The sequence below is a fragment of the Pedobacter sp. PLR genome, assembly GCF_026239675.1.
In the GTDB taxonomy this organism is placed as follows: Bacteria; Bacteroidota; Bacteroidia; order Sphingobacteriales; family Sphingobacteriaceae; genus Pedobacter.
Genome location: NZ_JAPIVQ010000006.1, coordinates 142,567 through 163,614 on the forward strand (window position 1 = coordinate 142,567; position 21,048 = coordinate 163,614).

19 protein-coding genes are annotated in these 21,048 nt (G+C 41.6%); 5 read left to right on the top strand and 14 right to left on the bottom strand.

Going from position 1 to position 21,048, the window contains the following annotated elements:
- Nucleotides 1–15: 15 nt before the first annotated feature.
- Genes OQX61_RS15905 through OQX61_RS15920 form a run of 4 tightly spaced genes read right to left on the bottom strand, consistent with a single transcriptional unit; the run spans nt 16 to nt 5,701 of the window.
- On the bottom strand, nt 16–3,705 hold the full coding sequence (locus OQX61_RS15905; protein ID WP_265842784.1) for a HAMP domain-containing sensor histidine kinase: 3,690 nt from the start codon (nt 3,703–3,705) through the stop codon (nt 16–18).
- 31 nt (nt 3,706–3,736) lie between these two features.
- A complete protein-coding gene (gene fabD / locus OQX61_RS15910; protein WP_182959177.1) occupies nt 3,737–4,627 on the bottom strand; it encodes an ACP S-malonyltransferase in 891 nt (296 codons plus the stop codon).
- 20 nt (nt 4,628–4,647) lie between these two features.
- Nucleotides 4,648–5,280 (bottom strand): GTP cyclohydrolase I FolE, encoded by a 633-nt coding sequence (gene folE, locus OQX61_RS15915; protein ID WP_265842787.1) that lies wholly within the window; start codon nt 5,278–5,280, stop codon nt 4,648–4,650.
- Nucleotides 5,281–5,290: 10 nt separating this feature from the next.
- Nucleotides 5,291–5,701 carry a 6-carboxytetrahydropterin synthase gene (locus OQX61_RS15920; protein WP_182959172.1) on the bottom strand — a complete coding sequence of 137 codons (411 nt, stop codon included), beginning with the start codon at nt 5,699–5,701 and terminating at the stop codon, nt 5,291–5,293.
- A 71-nt stretch (nt 5,702–5,772) separates the two neighbouring features.
- Between OQX61_RS15920 and mqnB the strand changes: the two genes are divergently transcribed.
- Both mqnB and OQX61_RS15930 read left to right on the top strand, forming a co-directional pair.
- Nucleotides 5,773–6,405, top strand: coding sequence for a futalosine hydrolase (gene mqnB / locus OQX61_RS15925; protein WP_265842789.1), 633 nt, complete (start codon nt 5,773–5,775; stop codon nt 6,403–6,405).
- 53 nt (nt 6,406–6,458) lie between these two features.
- Nucleotides 6,459–7,304 carry a 1,4-dihydroxy-6-naphthoate synthase gene (locus tag OQX61_RS15930; protein WP_265842791.1) on the top strand — a complete coding sequence of 282 codons (846 nt, stop codon included), beginning with the start codon at nt 6,459–6,461 and terminating at the stop codon, nt 7,302–7,304.
- A gap of 28 nt (nt 7,305–7,332) precedes the next feature.
- Here OQX61_RS15930 and OQX61_RS15935 read toward each other — a convergent pair whose 3' ends face one another.
- The 7 genes from OQX61_RS15935 to OQX61_RS15965 all read right to left on the bottom strand — a co-directional run bounded on the left by OQX61_RS15935 (nt 7,333) and on the right by OQX61_RS15965 (nt 13,208).
- Nucleotides 7,333–7,710: a hypothetical protein gene (locus OQX61_RS15935; protein WP_265842792.1), complete on the bottom strand. Its 378-nt coding sequence runs from the start codon at nt 7,708–7,710 to the stop codon at nt 7,333–7,335.
- Nucleotides 7,711–7,714: 4 nt separating this feature from the next.
- On the bottom strand, nt 7,715–8,947 hold the full coding sequence (locus tag OQX61_RS15940; protein ID WP_265842794.1) for an ABC transporter permease: 1,233 nt from the start codon (nt 8,945–8,947) through the stop codon (nt 7,715–7,717).
- 12 nt (nt 8,948–8,959) lie between these two features.
- Nucleotides 8,960–9,601, bottom strand: coding sequence for an MBL fold metallo-hydrolase (locus OQX61_RS15945; RefSeq protein ID WP_265843073.1), 642 nt, complete (start codon nt 9,599–9,601; stop codon nt 8,960–8,962).
- Between the two features lie 17 nt (nt 9,602–9,618).
- Complete coding sequence (gene gldD / locus OQX61_RS15950) at nt 9,619–10,206, bottom strand: gliding motility lipoprotein GldD (protein ID WP_265842795.1); 588 nt, start codon at nt 10,204–10,206, stop codon at nt 9,619–9,621.
- Between the two features lies 1 nt (nt 10,207).
- A complete protein-coding gene (locus OQX61_RS15955; RefSeq protein WP_265842797.1) occupies nt 10,208–10,948 on the bottom strand; it encodes a shikimate dehydrogenase in 741 nt (246 codons plus the stop codon).
- A gap of 18 nt (nt 10,949–10,966) precedes the next feature.
- Entirely contained in the window at nt 10,967–11,737 is a 771-nt protein-coding gene (locus tag OQX61_RS15960; protein ID WP_265842799.1) for a phosphosulfolactate synthase, read from the bottom strand.
- Nucleotides 11,738–11,804: 67 nt separating this feature from the next.
- On the bottom strand, nt 11,805–13,208 hold the full coding sequence (locus tag OQX61_RS15965; RefSeq protein WP_265842801.1) for a tetratricopeptide repeat protein: 1,404 nt from the start codon (nt 13,206–13,208) through the stop codon (nt 11,805–11,807).
- A gap of 336 nt (nt 13,209–13,544) precedes the next feature.
- Here OQX61_RS15965 and OQX61_RS15970 point away from each other — a divergent pair, with 336 nt between their 5' ends.
- Complete coding sequence (locus OQX61_RS15970) at nt 13,545–15,083, top strand: aldehyde dehydrogenase family protein (RefSeq protein WP_265842803.1); 1,539 nt, start codon at nt 13,545–13,547, stop codon at nt 15,081–15,083.
- Between the two features lie 133 nt (nt 15,084–15,216).
- Here the strand turns inward: OQX61_RS15970 and OQX61_RS15975 are convergent, their stop codons facing one another.
- Nucleotides 15,217–15,822 (bottom strand): DUF2807 domain-containing protein, encoded by a 606-nt coding sequence (locus tag OQX61_RS15975; RefSeq protein WP_265842804.1) that lies wholly within the window; start codon nt 15,820–15,822, stop codon nt 15,217–15,219.
- Nucleotides 15,823–16,066: 244 nt separating this feature from the next.
- Between OQX61_RS15975 and OQX61_RS15980 the strand changes: the two genes are divergently transcribed.
- Nucleotides 16,067–18,961 (top strand): SNF2-related protein, encoded by a 2,895-nt coding sequence (locus OQX61_RS15980; RefSeq protein WP_265842805.1) that lies wholly within the window; start codon nt 16,067–16,069, stop codon nt 18,959–18,961.
- Here OQX61_RS15980 and aat read toward each other — a convergent pair.
- Entirely contained in the window at nt 18,958–19,590 is a 633-nt protein-coding gene (gene aat, locus OQX61_RS15985) for a leucyl/phenylalanyl-tRNA--protein transferase (RefSeq protein ID WP_265842806.1), read from the bottom strand. The genes OQX61_RS15980 and aat overlap by 4 nt on opposite strands.
- Before the next feature lie 71 nt (nt 19,591–19,661).
- Here aat and OQX61_RS15990 point away from each other — a divergent pair, with 71 nt between their 5' ends.
- Nucleotides 19,662–20,030, top strand: coding sequence for a YccF domain-containing protein (locus tag OQX61_RS15990; protein ID WP_265842807.1), 369 nt, complete (start codon nt 19,662–19,664; stop codon nt 20,028–20,030).
- Here the strand turns inward: OQX61_RS15990 and OQX61_RS15995 are convergent.
- Entirely contained in the window at nt 20,027–21,004 is a 978-nt protein-coding gene (locus OQX61_RS15995) for a phosphatase domain-containing protein (protein WP_265842808.1), read from the bottom strand. The genes OQX61_RS15990 and OQX61_RS15995 overlap by 4 nt on opposite strands.
- Between the last annotated feature and the right edge of the window lie 44 nt (nt 21,005–21,048).

The following is a 21,048-nucleotide window of genomic DNA, read 5'->3' on the forward strand; positions in this document are numbered from 1 at the left end:
TCATAAAAGCAGTCATTACAGGGATAGCGGGAAGCTCAGGTAAAACGTGGTTCCCACTTCTGCAAACGACTTAAACGAAACCGTTCCTCCTGCATTTTCGACCGCTTGTTTCACAAAAGCCAGACCTAAGCCCGTTCCGGATGATTTAGTGGTGAAGTTGGGCACAAAGATCTTGTCCTGTTGATCCGGATCGATCCCCTTACCATTGTCTTCTACCTCTACAAACACGTTTTCCTCATCATTCATCAGATTCACTTTAATGACGCATCTACCTTCCGGATTAGCGGCTTCAATGGCATTTTTAAGCAGATTATTGAACGTGCGCAGCAGCTGATCTTTGTCGCCAAGGATCACGACTTCTATAGTGGTATGGTTGAATATATAGATTTCTACGTTTTCTGTATGCGTAAAAACATCCCTTGCCTGTTGAATAATCGGCAATAAGCTTAGTTTTTCCAGTTTCGTATCCGGCATTTTCGCGAAGTTCGAGAACTCCGAAGCGATAGAAGCCAGACTGTCAATCTGCTCTATAAACGACTTGTTAAAGCGTTCAAATTTCTTCTCAAAATTAGGATCCTTCTCTTTCCATGATTTCTCCAGCAACTGAACCCCTAGTTTTAATGGCGTCAAAGGGTTTTTAATCTCATGGGCGACCTGTTTGGCCATCTCCCGCCAGGCAATTTCCCTTTCGGAGCGCGCGAGTTTAGTGGCACTTTCTTCCAGTGCGGCAATCATTTTATTGTATTCACGAATCAGGGAACCAATCTCATCATGCCTCGACCATTGAATTGGCTGATTCTTCTGACCGAGCTTGGTTTTCCGGATACTTTCCTGAATAAAGGTAAGCGGGCTGGTGATCTGATTGGCAAGGAACACGGCCAGAATACCGATCGCCACAAACACCAGGGCATAGATATTAATTAAGGTATTGATGTAAAGGCCAATTTTCCGTTGATAATCAGCTTCATTGGCATAATAAGGCAGTCCGATATAAGCAACCGTTTCATTCATCGCATTGCGGATTGGTGCATAAGCAGAAGAGTAGCTGAAATCACCAATACGCTCATCCGGATTGATATATTCCGATCTTTGCATCTGGTTCAGGTAAACATAAGCTTTCGCGCCCATCTTTCGTCCTATGATTCCGAAATCATAAATCCTCGGCAAAGAGGTGAACAACAGGCTACCATTTGCATCAAAAAGATTCAGGTAAGCGCCATTCACATCCGCAAACTCATTGAAAAAGCGGATAGATTCCTCATTGGAAACCGGTACACCACTGGAAAATATATGTTTCTCATAAGAGAACTGAACTTTTCTTATTTTATCCTGAATATAATCTTCCTGCTGCCTGCGGTACTCGTCGCGGATATAGAAATAAGTGGTCCAGCCAACAATAACCAATGTGGCCACCACGGAAAGCACAATAGAAAACTGAATCCGGGTTCTATAAAGGATTTTATTGGCATTAATCATCAGCGAGCGGTTGATGTTAAACCAGCCCCCCCAGCTCTCATCAATATTCTTTAATACCCAGATCAAAGCATATACTGTAACTGAAAAAATAATGAAAACTAAAAAGAAGAAAGACAGCGTAGCCAGACGTGCCACGTAAGACACCTTTTCCTTGCTCACCACGATCATTTTAGAGGCAATAGGGATGTAGATCACATGCGTGTATCCGAGACTGTCTGTGACCGTGTGAGCCTTTCTGGGCTCTGCTTTGAAATCCTGTCCGGAAAGCTTGTAGGTATAAGGGCCGGACTGTATCACCAGCTTGCCATTGCTATAGAAGGCAAAGGAGTAATTGCTATAATCGTCTTCGCTTTTGTTTTTACGATCGGTCAGGATATCCGGCAGTTGACTATTGTAATTGTATTGCTGAGATTTAAGCTCAATTACCAGCGTACCCAGGATATGATTTTCTTCAAAAATGGGGATGATCCCGAAATAAGTCTGATAACCAAAAGTATCATTCAAACGGTAAAAGAAATTCGATTCTGAGGCCTTTACAGAACCGGATTGCACCAGTTGTTTATAATATTTTAAAGGAACCTTCTGTTGATTTAACGAAGAATCCCTGCTGTCATATTCGTAAATATTGTACTCATACCTGGAAAGATAGCCCCCTAAAAACTGCTTATTGATGTGTTTTTGTAAGAGGTCAGAGCGTCTCGAATCCGGCTGTTTAAAGTAATCCGCCACAAAGCTATCGGTATAAATACCCACTTCCAGCCCCTCAATGGCACTAATAATCTTAGGGTCATCGGTAGATTCCAGTTTCTGTGCAATCGTAAGCCTTTTGTTTTTCTCTTTGATGTCGATGAACTTCAGGTATTTGATGGAAGACATGAATGCCAGACAGAAAAACATGGCGGTAAAGATCCCGATGGAGAAGCTATTGTCTCTAAGGAATACATTCCAGCCTACAATGAGGATAAATACCGCATAAACCACAAAGAATATGCTGAACCCGGTGATGAGTTGATAACCTAAATAGCCAAAAAAGGCCAGTAAAAATAAGATTAACCGCTCCTTATTGGTCACATTGAAGGTCTTGCTCAGTTCTAACAACACCGTAATGATGAGGTAAATATTGAACCAGACCAGACAAAGAATGACTATACTTACCCAGCTGACCAGGCCTAAATTGATGATATTGGTGATGTCAAAATTGATCTTTGAATTGATGATCAAACCAAAGAAAACCTCATCACTAATCAGCGCCAGCAAACCGAAAAAGGCCAGCAATACCAGATAGAAAACCCATCCCGCCAGTTTATTCTGGTTTAACCAGGCCGGCAAATGGTATTCATTTCTATGTTTATAAATAAAGTAGACAACCCAGGTCAGGGCAAAGACATTGAGCAGGAAGTCACCCAAAGAGGGTAAAAAGAAGCTTTCTGCGTAAATCGTCGGACTAAAGATCAGCAAATCAAACTGCTGATTGAACCATCCATATTCGAGGTCTGTAACCCTTAGTACCGCAAAAAATAAGATTAAAAGTCCGGTAGCAGAGAGTAACCGGCCCTTTTTAACCAGCCAGACACAAAAAGAATTGAAGAACAAACAGATACTAATCAGCCCGATGATCCATAACCACACCTCTATTTTCGCGTAAATACTCTTCGTATAGCCTGGTTTCAGCTTCACTTCAAACAGCAGCTTGCCATCAAAGTTATTGATACCATACACGTCAATATCCGCAAAGGAGGCCAGCGACAGGGAATTAGCGGGCAATAAGAAAGGTGAGATGTCGTTTTGCAGGTACTGATTCTGGATATTGTATTGGTTGATCACCTCAACGAGGAAGACCAGCGCATAGTTTCCGCTTGTTTTCCGGACCACTTCATACCAGCCATTGGGCAGCTGAACAAAGGATGAGCCTTCCGCAATTGCCTCCAGACTGGAAGGAAATGCACTAAAAGAGCTCCAGAATTTTAATTCGTTTTTTTCGTAGATCAACAGGTTGATTCCCTGTTTCTGATAGAGGTTAATGAAGTCTAAGGCGTATTTTTCGTTGAGGTAAAATTGCCTGGCCTGTTCAATCCTTGTCGGATCGGAAAGAAAATCGTAGACAATACTTTCTTTATCACTCAGGTTCTCCTGAAGGTCTGCCGCCTCATGGGTAAGCAGATCTTTCTTGCTGATCGTATTTTTTAAAGATAGGGCCGTACCGATACAGCAGGCCCCAAGTATCAACAATAAAAATCTGATTTTACCCGCGATGCTCACGTTAAACCTTAGCTGTGATCGTTGCAGAACTTGTTGGGAAAGCTCTATTCACTTTCTTAACCAGACCCTGTAAAACATTACCAGGTCCCACTTCTACAAATTCACTGGCTCCATCAGCGATCATACGCTCCAGGGTTTGCGTCCATTTTACCGCACCGGTTAATTGTGTTATTAAGTTTGCTTTGATCTTTGCAGGATCAGTATTCGGAACGGGGTCCACATTTTGATAAATCGGACATACCGGCGAAAGTACCGTTACATTTTCAATTGCTTCCTGTAGTTCTACCCTTGCCGGCTCCATTAACGGAGAGTGAAAAGCACCACCTACATTCAGCTTTAAAGCACGTTTAGCACCTGCTTCAGTTAACTTCTGACAAGCGATATCCACCCCTTCAATACTCCCGGAAATCACGATTTGTCCCGGGCAGTTGTAATTTGCTGCCACAACAACTTCGTCAATTTCTTCACAGATTTTCTCTACAACTTCATCAGCAAGGCCTAAAATTGCCGCCATTGTTGAAGGTTGTAATTCACAGGCTTTCTGCATGGCATTTGCTCTGGCAATCACCAATCTTAAACCATCTTCAAAAGACAAAGCGTTTGCCGCTACCAATGCAGAGAATTCTCCTAAAGAGTGTCCGGCAACCATATCAGGCTGGAAATCCGCGCCTAATGTTTTTGCCAAAATCACAGAGTGAAGAAAAATCGCTGGCTGAGTTACTTTAGTTTCCTTCAATTCTTCATCCGTTCCGGAGAACATGATGTCGCTGATGCGGAAACCGATAATTTCATTTGCCTTTTCAAACAGTTCTTTAGCGATTTCATTTTCGTACAATTCTTTACCCATGCCCGAAAACTGAGCGCCTTGTCCTGGAAATATATATGCTTTCATTTTATGCTTTTGTGTGATGTTTAGTGTAAGTTGGCAGTGATTAACCTCAAAAACTCTGCCCTTGTTGTGTCTTTTGCAAATTCTCCTGTAAAAGCAGAAGTAGTTGTTACAGAATTTTGCTTCTGAATACCCCTCATTGCCATACATAAATGCTTGCATTCAATCACAACTGCCACACCCAATGGGTTTAACGTTTCCTGAATACAGTCTCTGATTTCATTTGTTAAACGTTCCTGTACTTGTAAACGACGTGCAAACGCATCCACAATTCTTGGGATTTTGCTCAGTCCAACAATATGACCGTTCGGAATATAGGCCACATGGGCTTTTCCAAAGAAAGGAAGCATATGGTGTTCACACATAGAAAACACTTCAATATCTTTCACTACCACCATCTGGCTGTAGTCTTCTTTGAACATTGCTCCTTTAAGGATCGCTGCCGGATCAAGGTCGTAACCATGAGTCAGGTATTGCAAAGCTTTCGCTACACGTTCCGGAGTTTTGATCAGCCCCTCACGGGTCGGATCTTCGCCTAACTGGCTTAAAATATCTGAATAATGATTTGCTACAGCCGAGATTTTACCTTCGTTATAACGGTCTATCTTGATGTAACCGTCTTCAGTTTCATCTAAATGATCTATATGATTGTTCATATCTGATGGATTAGCCGAAGTACTCGACAAAGTTGTTTTCAGTTTCGTAAATTTTGATGCAATGAAGTTCGGCGCCGGATTCTTTAATGAAAGGAAGCAATTCTTCCCAAATGGCAATAGCCAGATTTTCTGTTGAAGCCAGTTTACCTTTCATGAAATCCACGTCAAGATTCAGGTTTCTATGGTCAATTTTATCGACTACCTGAGTATTGGTAATGTCTTTCAACCATTTCAGATCTACAAGAAACCCTGTTTCCGGGTTAATCTCCCCTTTAACAGTCACATACAACTGATAGTTGTGTCCATGCCAATTTGGATTGGCACATTTTCCGTAAACTTCTGTGTTTTTATCTTCAGACCAATCCGGTCTCGACAATTTATGCGCAGCGTTAAATGATGCTTTTCTGGTTATGTATATCATTCTCTGTTATATTGTTGACAAATATACGCAGAAAGCTTAAAGTAGAAAGGTTTAATCTCTAACTTAGGCTTATGAAGATTCTTTTAGTAGCGGCAACAAATGCGGAAATCTCTATATTATCCGAACACTTCGGGTTATCGGGGGGAGCATTGATGAAAACAGAAAAGTTCGACCTGCTGGTGACCGGTGTCGGGATGACAGCAACCGCCTTCGCGCTCGGGAAACATTTATCTAACCGGTACAATCTGGTGCTCAACCTTGGCATCGCCGGCTCTTTTGACACCTCCATTGCTTTGGGGACCGTATTAAATGTAGTGGCGGATGATTTTTCCGAACTCGGTGCGGAAGATCAGGAACAATTCCTCCCTATAAACGATCTGGGCTTCGGAAAAAGCAGTTATCATGCTTATAACAACCTGCTCCACCCCTCCCTCTCTACCCTTAAAAAAGTAAAAGGGATTACTGTAAACACCGTTCATGGCAAAGCAGAAAGTATTGAAGCCATTAAAAACCGCTTGCATCCCGTTACCGAAAGCATGGAAGGCGCGGCCGTACTTTACAGTTGTGAAGAAGCCGGAATCCCCTGTCTGCAAATCCGGAGTATCTCCAATTATGTGGAACCAAGGAACCGCGAAAGTTGGAAAATCGGCCTTGCCATTAAGAATCTGAACGACTGGGCCATTGGATTTTTGACAAACAGCTAACAGTTCCCCCTGGATTGTTAATTACCTTTGAGCCAACAAAAAATTATACTGCAATGACCTTAAGCCTTGGATTTTCCCCCTGCCCGAATGACACATTTATCTTTGACGCCCTGATTCACCATAAAATTGATACGGAAGGTCTGGATTTCAAAGTGTCATTTGATGATGTGGAAACACTGAACCAAAAGGCCATGAAAGGCGAACCCGATATTACCAAGCTGAGCTTCCATGCTTTTGCCTATGTCTATGAGCAATATGCCCTCTTAGATGCCGGAAGCGCTCTGGGATTTGGTGTTGGTCCTTTACTGATTGCCAAAAATGAATACCTGGCCAATCATCCCGACCACATTAATCCGGAACTTCGTGTAGGCATCCCCGGAAAGTTCACCACAGCGAACTTCCTGTTGGGCATCGCTTTCCCCCATTTAGTGCAAAAACAGGAAATGGTTTTCTCAGCTATCGAACAATCATTATTGACAGATGAGATTGACCTCGGATTAATTATCCATGAGAACAGATTTACCTATATGGACAAGGGTTTACACAAAGTGATGGACCTGGGCAATTACTGGGAACAACAAACCGGCTGCGCCATCCCACTGGGAGGAATTGTGATCAATAGAAAACTAGATCAGGAAACTAAAGAAAAGGTGAACAGGGTGTTACGTAAATCTGTGGAATTTGCTTTTGCAAATCCTAAATCCGGAATCGAGTTCATCAAACAATACGCACAGGAAATGAGCGAAGAAGTGATGTATAAACACATCGACCTTTATGTCAATAAATACTCCATTGATCTGGGTACCGAAGGCCGTAAAGCTATTGATGTTTTATTCCGGATGGCACAGGAAAAAGGATTGATTGAACCGATTAAAAAAGACCTTTATCTGATTCCTTAAGCGTTAAAGGTCCTATATCAGCGCGGCTTTAATTACAAGGCCCGTCAGGAATTTCCTTAGAGATCTTTAATAATTTCGTCACCACCATCGTAGAATCAAAGTCTGCCGCAATAATTAAGCTGTCAGATTTGATCATATGGCATTCTACTTCAATGTATACCGGTTCATAAGGTTTTTCGAAGTTGAAATTACTGTAAGCCAGCTCCAGTGTTTTCGCACTATCGGCTACCCAGTATTCATTCCCTTCTTCACAATCCGTAAAAGATTTGATCTCGGGACCATAGCTATACAAGCCTTTAATCACCCTGATATTGTTCTTTTCAACAGATGCCGGCGTGTTATTACAGGCCAGAATAACAACTGAGCAGAGCATTAATAAGGGTAATGATTTGATTGATATATTCATGATGTTAGAGATCTTGATTTAAATGATCAATTTTTTTGACACTCAGATTAGAAGACAAAGCTGATGCCATAAAAGAGAACACAGTCACTGTTAAAAATACTAATAAAAAATCCGTCCATTTCAAGCCAATCGGATAGGCATTTGAAATCATCGGGTTGTCTTGCGACATTTTGATCATGCCAAATTTCTGCTGAACCAAACAGAAGATCAATCCTACCAACAGGCCGAGGATACAGCCCGTCATGGTAATCATCATCCCTTCCAGCAAAAATATCCGCTTGATCAGCTTTTTGCCTGCCCCCAGACTACTTAGAACGGAAATATCCTTCAATTTGTCTATCACCAACATGGTTAATGATCCAATTATATTAAAGATAGCGATTATTAAGACAAAAGTAAGGATGATATATACGGCCCATTTCTCACTTCCGAGAATGCTGTGAAGTGCCGAGTTTTGCTCAATGCGGTCTTTTACAACGAATTCCGCCCCAAGCTTTTTCTCTATTTCCGTTTTAAATTCTTCGGTATCAATGCCTGGATTTAAAAGCAGTTCTATGGAAGAAATTTTAGCTGGTTCTGCCAGAAGCTGGCGCGCAAAAGCTAAAGGCACGATGGCCACGTTATCAAAATCCTGCTGAACTTCGAAAACTCCGGATACCGGAATGGTCAATACCGTAAAATTATCACCGGGATTGATGGAAGTCGGCCTTTTCCCCTTTTTAGGAGAATATACCTGCAAAGGATTAAACGGATCGGTCGTATTAACCACCAGAAAGTTCTGTAATGCGGAGCCGATCACCGCATAATACCCACTCGCATTCTCCAGCGTAAAATGCCCGTCAATAATGGTGCTGTCCAGGCTTTTATTCTTTAGATAATCGGGACTTACCCCTTTGATCAGGCCTACACTTTGTTTATCGTTGTATTTCAGTAAAGCATTTTCCGACAAGACTTCCACATAGGAATAAATCCCGTCTGCCTTTTTCAATTGATTGAAATAAGCCGTGTTTGGTTCAAAAGTCTTGCCTTTAGCCGGCATAATGACCAGCTGAGGGGTCATGGTATTGAACATTTTCAAGACCATTTCTCCAAGACCATTGAAAGCCGATAAAATGATAATCAATGCAGCGCTTCCCACAAACACCCCTACCACGGAAATCGCGGAGATGATGTTGATCGCATTGGTAGATTTTTTAGCAAAAAGATACCTGCGGGCTATGTAAAAGGCTGTATTCAAATGATTATGAAATTACGACTGTAAAAATGGATTGTGTTGTTTCTCGAAACCAATGGTAGTAAACTGACCGTGGCCAGGGTAAACCCTGCAATCATCGGGCAATATAAACAAGTTATTCTTTATGCTATTGATTAATTGCGGATGGTTGCCTCCCGGAAGGTCGGTACGGCCAATACTCGTATAGAACAAGACATCACCACCGATCAAAAAGTTATCCGCAGCAGCGTAGAAACATAAATGTGCCGGCGAATGGCCTGGCGCAAAAATCAGTTCCAGCTGACTGTTTCCAAATTTAACGGTTCCGGTTTCTCCCAAAAATACTTCCGGCTCCGGAGAAAGCTCATAGTCGAAGCCCATTTGTGGGGCATAACCAGGGATTGCCTGTAAAATAGGTAGCTCTCCTGCATGAAACTGAGGTTTCAGGCTCCAGTTATCGTACACAAACTTATTGCCCAATACATGGTCAATATGACAATGTGTATTTAACAACAATACCGGCTTCAGCTTGTTTTCTTTAATGAACTGAACCAATTGGTTTTGTTCATTCGCATCAGACATTCCGGGATCAATGATCACACATTCCGAAGAGTCATCAAATAAAACGTAAGTGTTTTCGCGATATGGATTAAAAGCAAATTGCTGGATACTAATCATAGGAGTTAAAATAGATATTAATTTTTCCATTTGAAAGTACTGATCATCTGATCAATATCTTTCTTTATAAAATTCACTACCGGTTGGATGGAATCGTACTGCGGACGCTCATTAAAATACAAAGCTCCGCGGAAATAATGTTTTGCACTGTCGGTTAAAAAGAACTGCACGGAAGAAGCCGTATTCCCTTCTATCGCGTAATAAACGCCATAAACTTTCTTTTCCGGGTAATTGATCAGCTTTTGATCAATCGCATTGGCCTTCACGGTATGTTTAAAAGCAAAAGTTCTGGCATCTTCTACCAGTCCTTCATACTCTTTTTTGGAAGATACATCGTAATAAGTGAGGTGCAAACGTCCGTTAAATTGCGGAAAAGAAAGGTTATACCAGCAAGGCCGGGTATCTCTGCCGCTATCAGGGATCATTTTTGCATACACCGGGTATTCAAAAGAAAAGGCACAGCCTTCATTGAAAGGCTGGTATGCTTTTTTAGGAAAATCGATGTGAAAATACCCCCTCGGCTTCGGTGCATAATTGTTATTCTGGTTACAGGCGCTAAAAGCCAGCACCAGAATAAGGAGGCCGAATGGGAAAAATCTCTTCATATCAGGAATTCCAGATGTGCCAGGAACGTTCCGCCTGAAGGTACAACATTTCCAGTCCGTTTTTAATGGCGGCACCGGATGCAGCACTACGCTCCAGGAATTTAGTGACTTCCGGATTGTAAACCAGATCGTAAGCCAGATGCTTTTCCGTGATCGATTCGTAAGGAATCTGCGGACAGCTGTCTACATTCGGCGACATTCCCAAAGGCGTTGTGTTGATCAGCAAGGTATATTCCTCCATCATTTTCGCATCCACAGCATCGTATAAAATCGTACCCTCCGCTGGTTTTCTCGTCACGATTACGAAAGAGATCCCCAGTTTACCCAGTACATATTTTATCGCTTTTGCGGCACCACCATCGCCAAATATCAAGGCTTTAGTATGGTGTTCTTTTAGAAAAGGACGTAAAGAAGTTTCAAATCCGTAGGCATCGGTATTGTATCCTTTGAGGATCGCTTTGCCGTTTTCCCTGCGGATATCGATACAATTGACCGCACCGATTTCTGCTGCTGCCTCATCCAGGTCATTAATGTAAGCCATCACACCCACTTTATGAGGGATGGTCACATTAATTCCAACAATTTCTTCATCAGCAATCAGCTCCGGAAAGGAACTGATATTTTCAATCGGATAGAGTTCATATTCGCAATCAGCGATCTGCTCATTTACAAATTTTTCCCCGAAGTGTTTTTTTGAAAAGGAGTGTGATAAGGGATACCCTATCAGGCCATATTTCTTCATTTATAAGTAAATGTAGGATTACAAATTATCCATGTTTAGAAAATGGTCAAAAGTATCACCTCTTAAACCCAAACGAATTGTTTCCAATGGAATAGTCTCCGCAGGAGCGATATTTCCAAGGTTTACATTGGCTCCTAAAAGTTTAATAAACCAAACTTGTTGTTCTTTTTGTGGCGCTTCCCAGATGATAGTTTCCTGAGGAATCTGAGTTAGAATCTCATCAACCAATCCTTCTCTAACTTCGCCTGAACCTCTGTAAATTCCAACGTTTCCACCTTCTCTGGCTTCCGCGATTACTTTCCATGAACCGGCTTCCAGCTCTGCATTCATCAGTTTGATCCATTTGTATGGTGCAAAAATCTTTGCAGCATCTTTAGAACCAACTTCAGAAATTACAGTTACCTGTGTTGCTAATTTACGGATGAATTCACATTTAAGGTCGTGTTCAATGGTGATAGAGCCATCAGATACTTCAGCATATTCCATCTGATATTTATCCAGTACTCTGCAATAGTCGTCAAATTGATTACGGATCGCAAAAGCTTCGAATAATGTCCCTCCAAAATAGGTAGGTATTCCTGCATCTCTGTAAATGGCTAACTTCTCTTTTAGATTAGGAGTCACAAACGAAGTTGCCCAGCCTAATTTTACGATATCAGTATGTACTCCGGCAACTTCGATGAAATCTTCCGTTTGCCTTAAGCTTAGTCCTTTATCCATGACCATTGTAATTCCTTTATTTCGTGGCTTTACTGATCTTTCGGGTATATTATTTAATGGGTAGTTCATATTGCTCACAAAGGTGAAAAAAAAATGGACAGTTTTTATCAGGTATATCTAATAAAAAACGGTAACATTATTTAACATAACGGTTAATGACTTCGATTATTGAGCCATTATCTTGTAATTGCGGCAAATATTCGAACAAAATATAATGTTTATCGGGGTCAGTAACCAGAGCGGTTTCCAGATAAACCAGGGCGTCATTTTTTTCTCCGAGGGCAAACAGGTAGGCTACCATGCGGTAATATAGCTCTGCTGCATCGGGGTTATTTTTTATCCCGTCTAAAATCGTTTCAGAGGCTTCTAACAGCCTTCCCTGCTCATAAAGCACGGTTGAAAAGTCTAACCAGGCCTCAATATCCACCGGATTAAACTCCAATACCTTATAGTAAGCTTCGATAGATTCTTCAATCTGACCGAGTTTATAGAAAGCATCCGCCATAGCGAACCAGAAGTCCGGATTTTCATCGTCAAGCTCTAAAGCTTTACGGTAAAAATGAAGCGATTCAAAATAGCGTTCCTCGAAATTGAGGGTTACCCCGATTCCAAACCAGGCATCGGCCATTTTAGGGTCCATTTTGACAGATTTCTTGTAATAAGCACGCGCTTCGTCCATTAAATCCAGCTTTTCATAGCATTCTCCAATAGCACAATACGTATCCGCATTAGGTGGTTCGTATTCAAAAGTATGTTTATATACCTCGATGGCCTCCGCAAAACGGTCTAGCTGTACGAGTGCATTTCCTTTATTATAATAGGCAGAAGCAAAGTTATCTTTAATTAAAATCGCATAATCATAGGCATCAATCGCTTTTTCGAAGAGGTCTAGCTTATGGTAAGAATTGGCGAGGTTGTACCATGCCGCATAAGAATAGGGGTCATTATCAATGTATTCCTGATAAAATTTGATGCTTTCCTCCTGTTTATCCAGGATATCATAACAAAATGCCAGCTCATATAAGCCGTCTTTGTTTTCCATATCCTGCTCCAGACTGCGTTTGATATAAACAATTGCTTGTTCATAATCCAGCATATTCTGATATACATAGGCAATTTGTAAAAGGATTTCATCAGTAGTCTCGGCAAAAGCCAGGGCGATCTGAAAATTATCCAGTGCCTCCTGATAACGTTCCAGACTATTGTAAATATTACCACGTAAGATATAGATCTCTGCTTCCGAAGCCTCCAGCATTTCCGCTTTTTGCAAAGCATGGAAAGCCCTTTCAACCTGATCGGTTACAAAAAACAACTGTGCCTGTTTGACCAGAAATACAGCAGCATAAGGGTGTTGATTTACCGCATAATCGGTCACTTGAAGCGCCTTAACAGGGTCACTCTTCTCTATATAGTAATCAATAATATTCTCAAAAGCTTCCGCATCAAAAAAGTATTGATCCTGATTACGTATCATCTCCTCGTAACGTTCTACTGAACGTTGGGCATCGTCACTAAACTCAAATAAAAATTCCTCTTCCATGTCGCGAATAATTAAAGAACAGAACCAATTTTTAAAAACACAATATAAGTTTACAAATTAAATATTTGCATAAACTAATTAATTTTCAACATCTACACACCCGAATTCCCTGAATGACTGATAGTATTATTTTTAGCAAGAGGCTCGGGGAAATGAGTTGATTGCTTTTTTCAATTGAGATTATGATCAGAATTATCATACAAAATAACATAACTTTAAACGAAAACCTGTAAAATTCAGGTCAGAAAAGAAACCAAATATTAAAAAAGCGGTTATATAAGGCGAAATATCCCCTTGAGGATGAAGCTATATCACCGTTTATAAACCGTAAAGCGAATGAAAAAAATGATCAGTTCCGTTTTAAAAAACTTAGGGATTCAGGAAATCAACCCTGCATGGAGCACCGGCCAGCAATGGTCAGAAGCTGCAGAAGCGACAACCATCGACAGTTTTTCTCCGGTAGACGGCGAAAAGATTGCCAGCATTCAGGTGGCCAGCGCCAAAGATTATGAAACCGTTATGAAAACTGCGGAGATTGCTTTTCAGTTCTGGCGCAACTTACCGGCACCAAAACGTGGCGACATTGTGCGTCAGCTAGGGGATGCTTTAAGGGCTTCGAAAGAAGATCTGGGCACACTGGTTTCTTATGAAATGGGGAAAAGTTTACAGGAAGGACTTGGAGAAGTACAGGAAATGATCGACATCTGTGATTTTGCCGTCGGACTTTCCCGCCAGCTGTACGGTTTAACCATGCACTCTGAAAGGCCAAATCACCGGATGTACGAGCAATGGCACCCGATGGGTATCGTTGGCGTTATTTCGGCCTTCAATTTCCCGGTTGCAGTATGGAGCTGGAACACAGCCCTGGCCCTGGTTTGTGGCAATGTTTGCGTATGGAAACCTTCTTCAAAAACACCGCTATGTGCCATCGCTTGTCAGCGGATTATTGCGAAAGTACTGGAAGACAACGAGATGCCGGAAGGAATCAGTAACTTGCTGATTGGCAATGCCGTAGGTGATATGATCAATAACGACAAGCGCATTCCGCTGGTTTCCTTTACCGGATCTACCCGCATCGGACGCACTGTTTCTACCGCTGTAGCCAGCAGGTTCGGCAGAAGCATTCTGGAACTGGGAGGCAACAATGCCATCATCATTTCTAAAGACGCAGATCTGGCCATGTCGATCATCGGAGCCGTATTTGGTGCCGTAGGTACTGCCGGACAACGCTGCACTTCTACCCGCAGGCTCATCATTCATGAAGACATTTACGAAGAATTTAAAGATAGATTGGTTAAAGCTTACGAACAGTTACGAATCGGAGATCCTTTAGACCAATACCACCATGTAGGCCCGCTGATTGATACCGCAGCAGTAGATATGTATCGGAAAGCAATCGAAAAAGGGATCAAAGAAGGCGCTGATTTTGTAGTGGAAGGTGGCGTCCTTACCGGCCCTAACTATCGCTCCGGATGTTACGTAAAACCTTGCGTTGCAGCTGTAGAAAATCATTATGAAATTGTACAGGAAGAGACTTTCGCCCCTATCCTCTATCTGATTAAATATAAAACCCTGGACCAGGCCATCGCCTTACAAAACGACGTTCCTCAGGGATTATCATCCGCCATCATGACGCTAAACCTGAGAGAAGCAGAACAGTTTTTGTCGGTTTCAGGCTCGGATTGTGGCATCGCCAATGTGAATATTGGCACTTCAGGTGCTGAAATCGGTGGCGCTTTTGGTGGAGAAAAAGAAACCGGTGGTGGTAGAGAAAGTGGCTCTGATGCCTGGAAAGGATATATGCGCAGGCAAACGAATACCATCAACTACGCCAATACTTTACCCCTGGCACAAGGTATCAAGTTCGACTTGTAACGCTGGTTTCAGGATACATATCAACTATCTGAGCACAATAAGTCCTGAACAAAGGCTTTCAGATAAAAACTACAAAAAAAAGCGACGGGAATTCCCGCCGCTTTTTTTTAATACTACTGCAAATCTATCTTTTCTATTTCACCAAAGTCGTTTTCGTGGTTGCAGCAATTCCGTTTTCAAGGAAAGTGCTTTCTGTTTTTAAGGCTGCAAAATCCGCAGTATTCAATTTAGATAAATTGTTTTTCACTAAAATATGTTCCTCAGCTGTTCCACGTAATTTCAAATCTGAACTGCCATTTGATACAGTGTACAAGCTTTTGATATTTCCTTTTACATTTGCTTTGGCATCGTCATTCAGGAATACCTGTAATACATTCAGGTTTAATTTTCCTGAAGTTCTAATGTTAGCCCCGTTTGAAGCGTCAATTCTTTGTAAATCCTTCACGTAAATCACTACGTCTAAGGTTTCTTTTGCCGTAGAGTTGATGATCAGGGTATATCCCTTTTGTACAAAAGAAACCTGTTCTCCTGCTACTTCGTTCATTAATTCTACTTTTTCAGTTTTCCCTTGAATCAGGGTAACCTTTACATTCCCACTGACCTTAATCCTGTTGAAAGGTTTTTCAGGGCTGTTATACATAGGTGTTACTGCTGCCATCGATGCGCTGGTAAACGCAGAGGTAGATAAAACAATTGCTGTTAAGGTTAGTGCGATTAGTGATTTTACAGAGGTTTTCATAATATTTTGATTTAAAAGATTTCTTAAGGTTTTGTAGATAAGACGCCTCCATTTCAGAAACGTTTCAGCGACTTTCTCCGTTTTAGACCACAATGAAAGAATCCCCGACCAAAGGCCAATATTTTTCGACGAACTGGCAGAAAAAAATTGGCTAATTCTTCTATTTTATTTGAAAGAAGTTCAATTTGCTGTATGTTTAAAGATTTTTAAATGCTTATCCTCCCTTTGTTTTAACCTTTAGCTAATGTTACGAGTAGATAGTTCTAAGCCCTGTAAAATTGTTTATTCATTGTGTAAACACGAGTTTTTCGGTTATTTAATAGAACCTCATATTGTCCAGCTGAACCCTCAGGGAGACTTTTCTTTAACCTATCAGCGTATATTTTCACATACGGCCACCGAATTCGCGGCACACCTGACGGAAAAAGATTTCAAGCTGATTAAAATTCTGGATGAGACCGAGCAGGATTTCATCATCAAGAAATACCATAAAAAACCCATTCGTCCGGTAGAGTTTTTCAGCAAATTTTTCAATGATAAGTTTTATGAAAATGTACGCCCGAAGATTGAAAAGAAACTGGCAGAAGCTTTAGAACTGATCAAAAAAGATGGTGCATTGTACCTGATGGACAGTGATGGCTGGCCTGCGGAGCGAAAAATTGAACTCGCCGCCGAACCTGCTACTGTATTGTTTCATTTTAGACGCAATGCGATGGAAACACGTTATTTCCCGACCATCAAGTACCAGGGCATGCGCATCGACTTTATGTTTCAGGAAGCACAGGTGGTGAGCAACCAACCGGCATGGCTACTGTTAAATGACGTATTATACTTCTTCGAACAGGACATTGAAGGAAAGAAACTACTGCCATTTTTAAACAAACGTTACATCACCATTCCTAAATCTACAGAAGGCGCTTACTTTGAAAAGTTTGTGGCTCCCCTGATTGAGAAGTACCATGTTTATGCGGAAGGATTCGACATCAAAACCGAAAAACATGAGCCGACACCGGTCATCAAGGTGATTTATGTAGATGCCGGTATCTCTCAGCTACAATTGTATTTTAGGTACGATACCCATGCTTTTGCAATGGGCAATGAGAAGAAAGTAACCGTACACATAGAAAAAGAAGCAGACAATTATATTTTCACCCGTATCAAAAGAGATGCGACATGGGAGAAACAGAAATTCAACTTTCTGACGGCCCTTGGGCTTAAGAAAGTGAGTCCGCTGGACCATAATCTGGAATTACCACCCCATGCGGATGAAAACCAGAGCTATGCCATACTCAACTGGGTAAATGAGCATATTGAGCAACTGAAAGCCGAAGGATTTGAGATTGAGCAAGACCAGAGCGCTAAGAAATTCCAGTTTGCCAGCAATAAGATTGATTTTGAGATCAAGGAAGACAATGATTGGTTTGACATTAATGCGATCGTATACTTCGGTTCGCAGCCGATTCCATTTATTGCCCTAAAACAACATATCCTTCATAAAAAGAGGGAATTTACCCTGCCTGATGGCTCGATAGCGATCATTCCTGAAAAATGGTTTAGTCAGTACGGAAGCCTGTTTAGCCTTTCCGATGGCGGCAAGGAATTGAAGTTGAAAAAACACCATATCGGACTGATCAATGAGCTGGCAGAAGATGGTATTGCCAACGTAACTTTAAGTCGCAAGCTGCAAAGACTGAACGATTTTGAAAACATTGCCGATACAAAAATGCCGGTACACTTTAAAGGGGACCTCCGCAGCTATCAGAAAGCGGGATACAATTGGTTCAGCTTTTTAAGGGAGTATAATTTTGGCGGTTGCCTGGCAGATGATATGGGTTTGGGTAAAACCATCCAGACTCTGGCCATGCTGCAAAAGATAAAAGAAGAGGACGAAGAGCAGTCGACAAAAAGCACGTCGCTGATCATTATGCCTACTTCCCTGATCTACAACTGGCTAAACGAGGCGAAGAAATTTACACCTAAATTAAAGATCCACGCCCATACCGGAAGCTCAAGAAACAAAGACATCAGTCAGTTTGCGAAGTATGATATCATCATCACGACCTACGGTATTACCCGCGTAGACATCGATTTATTGAAGGATTATTATTTCAACTACATCATTCTCGATGAGAGTCAGAACATCAAAAACCCTTCTTCAAAATCATTTAGAGCAGTAAAAGCCCTTAAATCCAGACATAAGCTGATCCTTTCCGGTACGCCGGTAGAAAACTCGGTGAGCGATCTATGGACCCAACTTACCTTTTTAAACCCGGGTTTACTGGGCACACAGGCTTTCTTCAATGAAGAGTATGTACAGGCCATCGAGAAGCGTAAGGATGAGGAAAAAGCCAAAAAATTACAGGCCATTATCAAGCCTTTTGTCTTGCGAAGAACCAAGGAACAGGTAGCCTCAGAACTTCCTGCGAAAACAGAACAGGTGATCTATTGCGACATGTCTGAAGATCAGGCGACGTATTATGAAAAAACCAAGTCGGCCTACAGAAATGACCTGCTGAGCAGTATGGACGACGGTACTTATGCTAAAAAGCAAGTACAGTTATTACAGGGATTAACCGCATTGAGACAGCTGGCCAACCATCCGGTCATGATCGATGAAACTTATGCCTCGGATTCCGGCAAGTTTGAAAACGTGATCCATACCCTGGATAATGTGTTAAAAGGCGGCCATAAAGTCTTAATCTTCTCTCAATTTGTGAAGCACCTGAATATTTTCAGACAGTATTTTGAGAAAGAGGAAATCGCCTTTTCGTACCTGGATGGTGCTACAAAAAACAGAGGGGAAATCGTGGCAGAGTTCCAGGAGAACACGGAGTTGAAAGTATTTTTGATCTCCATTAAAGCCGGTGGTGTTGGTTTAAACCTTACCCAGGCAGATTATGTGTTTATCCTTGATCCATGGTGGAATCCAGCCGTAGAACAACAGGCCATTGACCGTACGCACCGCATCGGACAGGAAAAGAAAGTTTTCATTTATAAGTTTATCGCCAAAGATACCGTAGAAGAAAAAATCCTGGCCCTGCAAAACCGTAAAAAACGACTGGCAAGCTCATTGATTACGACAGAAGAAAGTTTCTTCAAATCACTGAGCAAGGAAGACATCGCAGAAATCCTGAACTAGCCTTGTAATAAATTATAATATTCCTCCCGGCTAATCATGACTGCGCCCAGGCTCATCAAATGATCATTCGGGAGCTGACAATCGATCAACTCAAAGTCTTTGGTCTGGCATAGCCAGATCAAAGCTGCTTTAGAAGCGTTGCTGACCAGGCTAAACATGCTTTCTCCGCAAAAGACATTCCCGATTTCCAGGCCATACAATCCACCACACAATACCCCGTCTTTCCAGACTTCTACACTTTTTGCAAAACCTTGTTGATTCAAAGCGATATAAGCTTCCTGCATTTCTTCCGTAATCCAGGTGCCCGGCTGATCTTTCCGTCCAACTTTTGCACAGTTCCTGATGACCTCCGGAAAAGCCTCATTATAACTGATTCTAAACACCCCGTCTTTTAAAAATTTTGCCATGCTTTTGCTAATCTTCACCTGATCCGGATAAATTACGCAGCGTTCATGAGGCGAATACCAGCAAATGGGGTCATCTTCACTAAACCAGGGGAAAATCCCATGATGATAGGCTAAAAGCAGTCTGTTGACACTTAAATCTCCTCCTACTGCTAATAATCCGTCCGGATCCGCTAGTGCCGGATCTGGAAAGCTAATCTCCTTGTCATCGAGTCTAAAAACCATGCTACAATAATAAAAACAATAATTTAATGTAACGAACCATTCCTTATTGTATCTTAATTGAAAAACAAAGCATGAACTTATTAGGCAATATCATCTGGATCGTATTTGGCGGCATCTTCATTTTTATCGAATACATCATCGGTGGATTAATTTTATGCCTTACCATTATCGGTATTCCATTTGGCCTGCAGTGTTTCAAATGCGCCTTCGTAGGATTAGCGCCATTCGGGGTAAAAATCACAGATACTACTTCCAATACGGGTTGTTTATCTACGATTATGAATATCATCTGGTTGTTTTGTGGCGGTTTCTGGATTGCCTTAACCCATTTACTTTTCGGCTTACTGTTTTGTATTACGATTATCGGAATTCCTTTCGGCAGACAACATTTCAAGCTCATGAATCTGGCCTTTACGCCTTTCGGAAAATCGATCAGTTAATCATCAATCAGCCCGATTTTCTGAGCATAGGTAAAAGCATCCTTACTGTCTTTAAACAAGCAGGTACTGATTCCTGCAGCTTTCATTTTTCCCAATATTTTCACAGTTTCTATTTCTTTCTCTTTACGGACATTCCTAATGAATACCGCAGCCACATTTTGTGGAAATTTCTCTGCAATCGTCGCATAAATAGCTGGGTCTTTCTGGGAGTTATCACCAAAAAATACGAACTTCTGATTGGGGAAAACAGCCATAATTCTTCTCAAACGAATCAATTTACCTTCATGACCCGTTTTACCGGTTTTGATTAAGCTGGTCCAGCGTTTCAATTGATTGAGCAAAAAAGCACCTTCCGGCAAACGGTTAAACCGAAAGGTTTCTACCAGATAGTCGTAGAGGTTCCATTCTGTACTGGAAACATAGAAAAACGGATTGGGCTGATCGGCGGTAGTATGCGATACAGAGAGCAAACGATAAAGTTCGGCGATGCCGGGAAAGGTTTTCCGCGTCCTTGGATTTTTAATAAACAGCTCCCTTAACCTACGCCCGATGGTGGCCGAATGAGAAACCATCACCGTATCATCCACATCAGAAATAAATGCATATTGAGTGATGTGCGGCACATAAACCTTCCCTAAAGCCTCCCCTAATAGGGTTCCATCTTTGGCAAGGGCCTTCACTTTTACGCCATGCCAGCCTGCGGTTACATTTTCAAGCGCCACCCATTCGAACTTAAAAAAGCCATCATAAGCTGTTTTTTGCGCAATCAACTGCCCGTTAAAGTTTAGTTCCACCCTGGCAAAAGGGGCTGGTTTTACAATAAAAAGCTTCAAAAGGTGGGCAATATTTACAAAGAAATTATTGCTGTAGATCTGTTTTGTCTTCGCCTTAAAAGTAAACACATGGCCATAAATAACCAGATTGTGGGTATGTCCATAGCCATGATATACTTTAACCTTACAGGATTTATTCATTGTTAATTAAAACAGAGTAAGCCGGAAGTTGTTTGTGGTATTAA

Excerpts from the sequence above, each read along its gene's own strand:
- fabD (WP_182959177.1), bottom strand. The coding sequence starts at position 4,627 with ATGAAAGCATATATATTTCCAGGACAAGGCGCTCAGTTTTCGGGCATG.
- folE (WP_265842787.1), bottom strand. The coding sequence starts at position 5,280 with ATGAACAATCATATAGATCATTTAGATGAAACTGAAGACGGTTACATC.
- OQX61_RS15920 (WP_182959172.1), bottom strand. The coding sequence starts at position 5,701 with ATGATATACATAACCAGAAAAGCATCATTTAACGCTGCGCATAAATTG.
- mqnB (WP_265842789.1), top strand. The coding sequence starts at position 5,773 with ATGAAGATTCTTTTAGTAGCGGCAACAAATGCGGAAATCTCTATATTA.
- OQX61_RS15930 (WP_265842791.1), top strand. The coding sequence starts at position 6,459 with ATGACCTTAAGCCTTGGATTTTCCCCCTGCCCGAATGACACATTTATC.
- OQX61_RS15935 (WP_265842792.1), bottom strand. The coding sequence starts at position 7,710 with ATGAATATATCAATCAAATCATTACCCTTATTAATGCTCTGCTCAGTT.
- OQX61_RS15945 (WP_265843073.1), bottom strand. The coding sequence starts at position 9,601 with ATGATTAGTATCCAGCAATTTGCTTTTAATCCATATCGCGAAAACACT.
- gldD (WP_265842795.1), bottom strand. The coding sequence starts at position 10,206 with ATGAAGAGATTTTTCCCATTCGGCCTCCTTATTCTGGTGCTGGCTTTT.
- OQX61_RS15955 (WP_265842797.1), bottom strand. The coding sequence starts at position 10,948 with ATGAAGAAATATGGCCTGATAGGGTATCCCTTATCACACTCCTTTTCA.
- OQX61_RS15960 (WP_265842799.1), bottom strand. The coding sequence starts at position 11,737 with ATGAACTACCCATTAAATAATATACCCGAAAGATCAGTAAAGCCACGA.
- OQX61_RS15965 (WP_265842801.1), bottom strand. The coding sequence starts at position 13,208 with ATGGAAGAGGAATTTTTATTTGAGTTTAGTGACGATGCCCAACGTTCA.
- OQX61_RS15970 (WP_265842803.1), top strand. The coding sequence starts at position 13,545 with ATGAAAAAAATGATCAGTTCCGTTTTAAAAAACTTAGGGATTCAGGAA.
- OQX61_RS15975 (WP_265842804.1), bottom strand. The coding sequence starts at position 15,822 with ATGAAAACCTCTGTAAAATCACTAATCGCACTAACCTTAACAGCAATT.
- OQX61_RS15980 (WP_265842805.1), top strand. The coding sequence starts at position 16,067 with ATGTTACGAGTAGATAGTTCTAAGCCCTGTAAAATTGTTTATTCATTG.
- aat (WP_265842806.1), bottom strand. The coding sequence starts at position 19,590 with ATGGTTTTTAGACTCGATGACAAGGAGATTAGCTTTCCAGATCCGGCA.
- OQX61_RS15990 (WP_265842807.1), top strand. The coding sequence starts at position 19,662 with ATGAACTTATTAGGCAATATCATCTGGATCGTATTTGGCGGCATCTTC.
- OQX61_RS15995 (WP_265842808.1), bottom strand. The coding sequence starts at position 21,004 with ATGAATAAATCCTGTAAGGTTAAAGTATATCATGGCTATGGACATACC.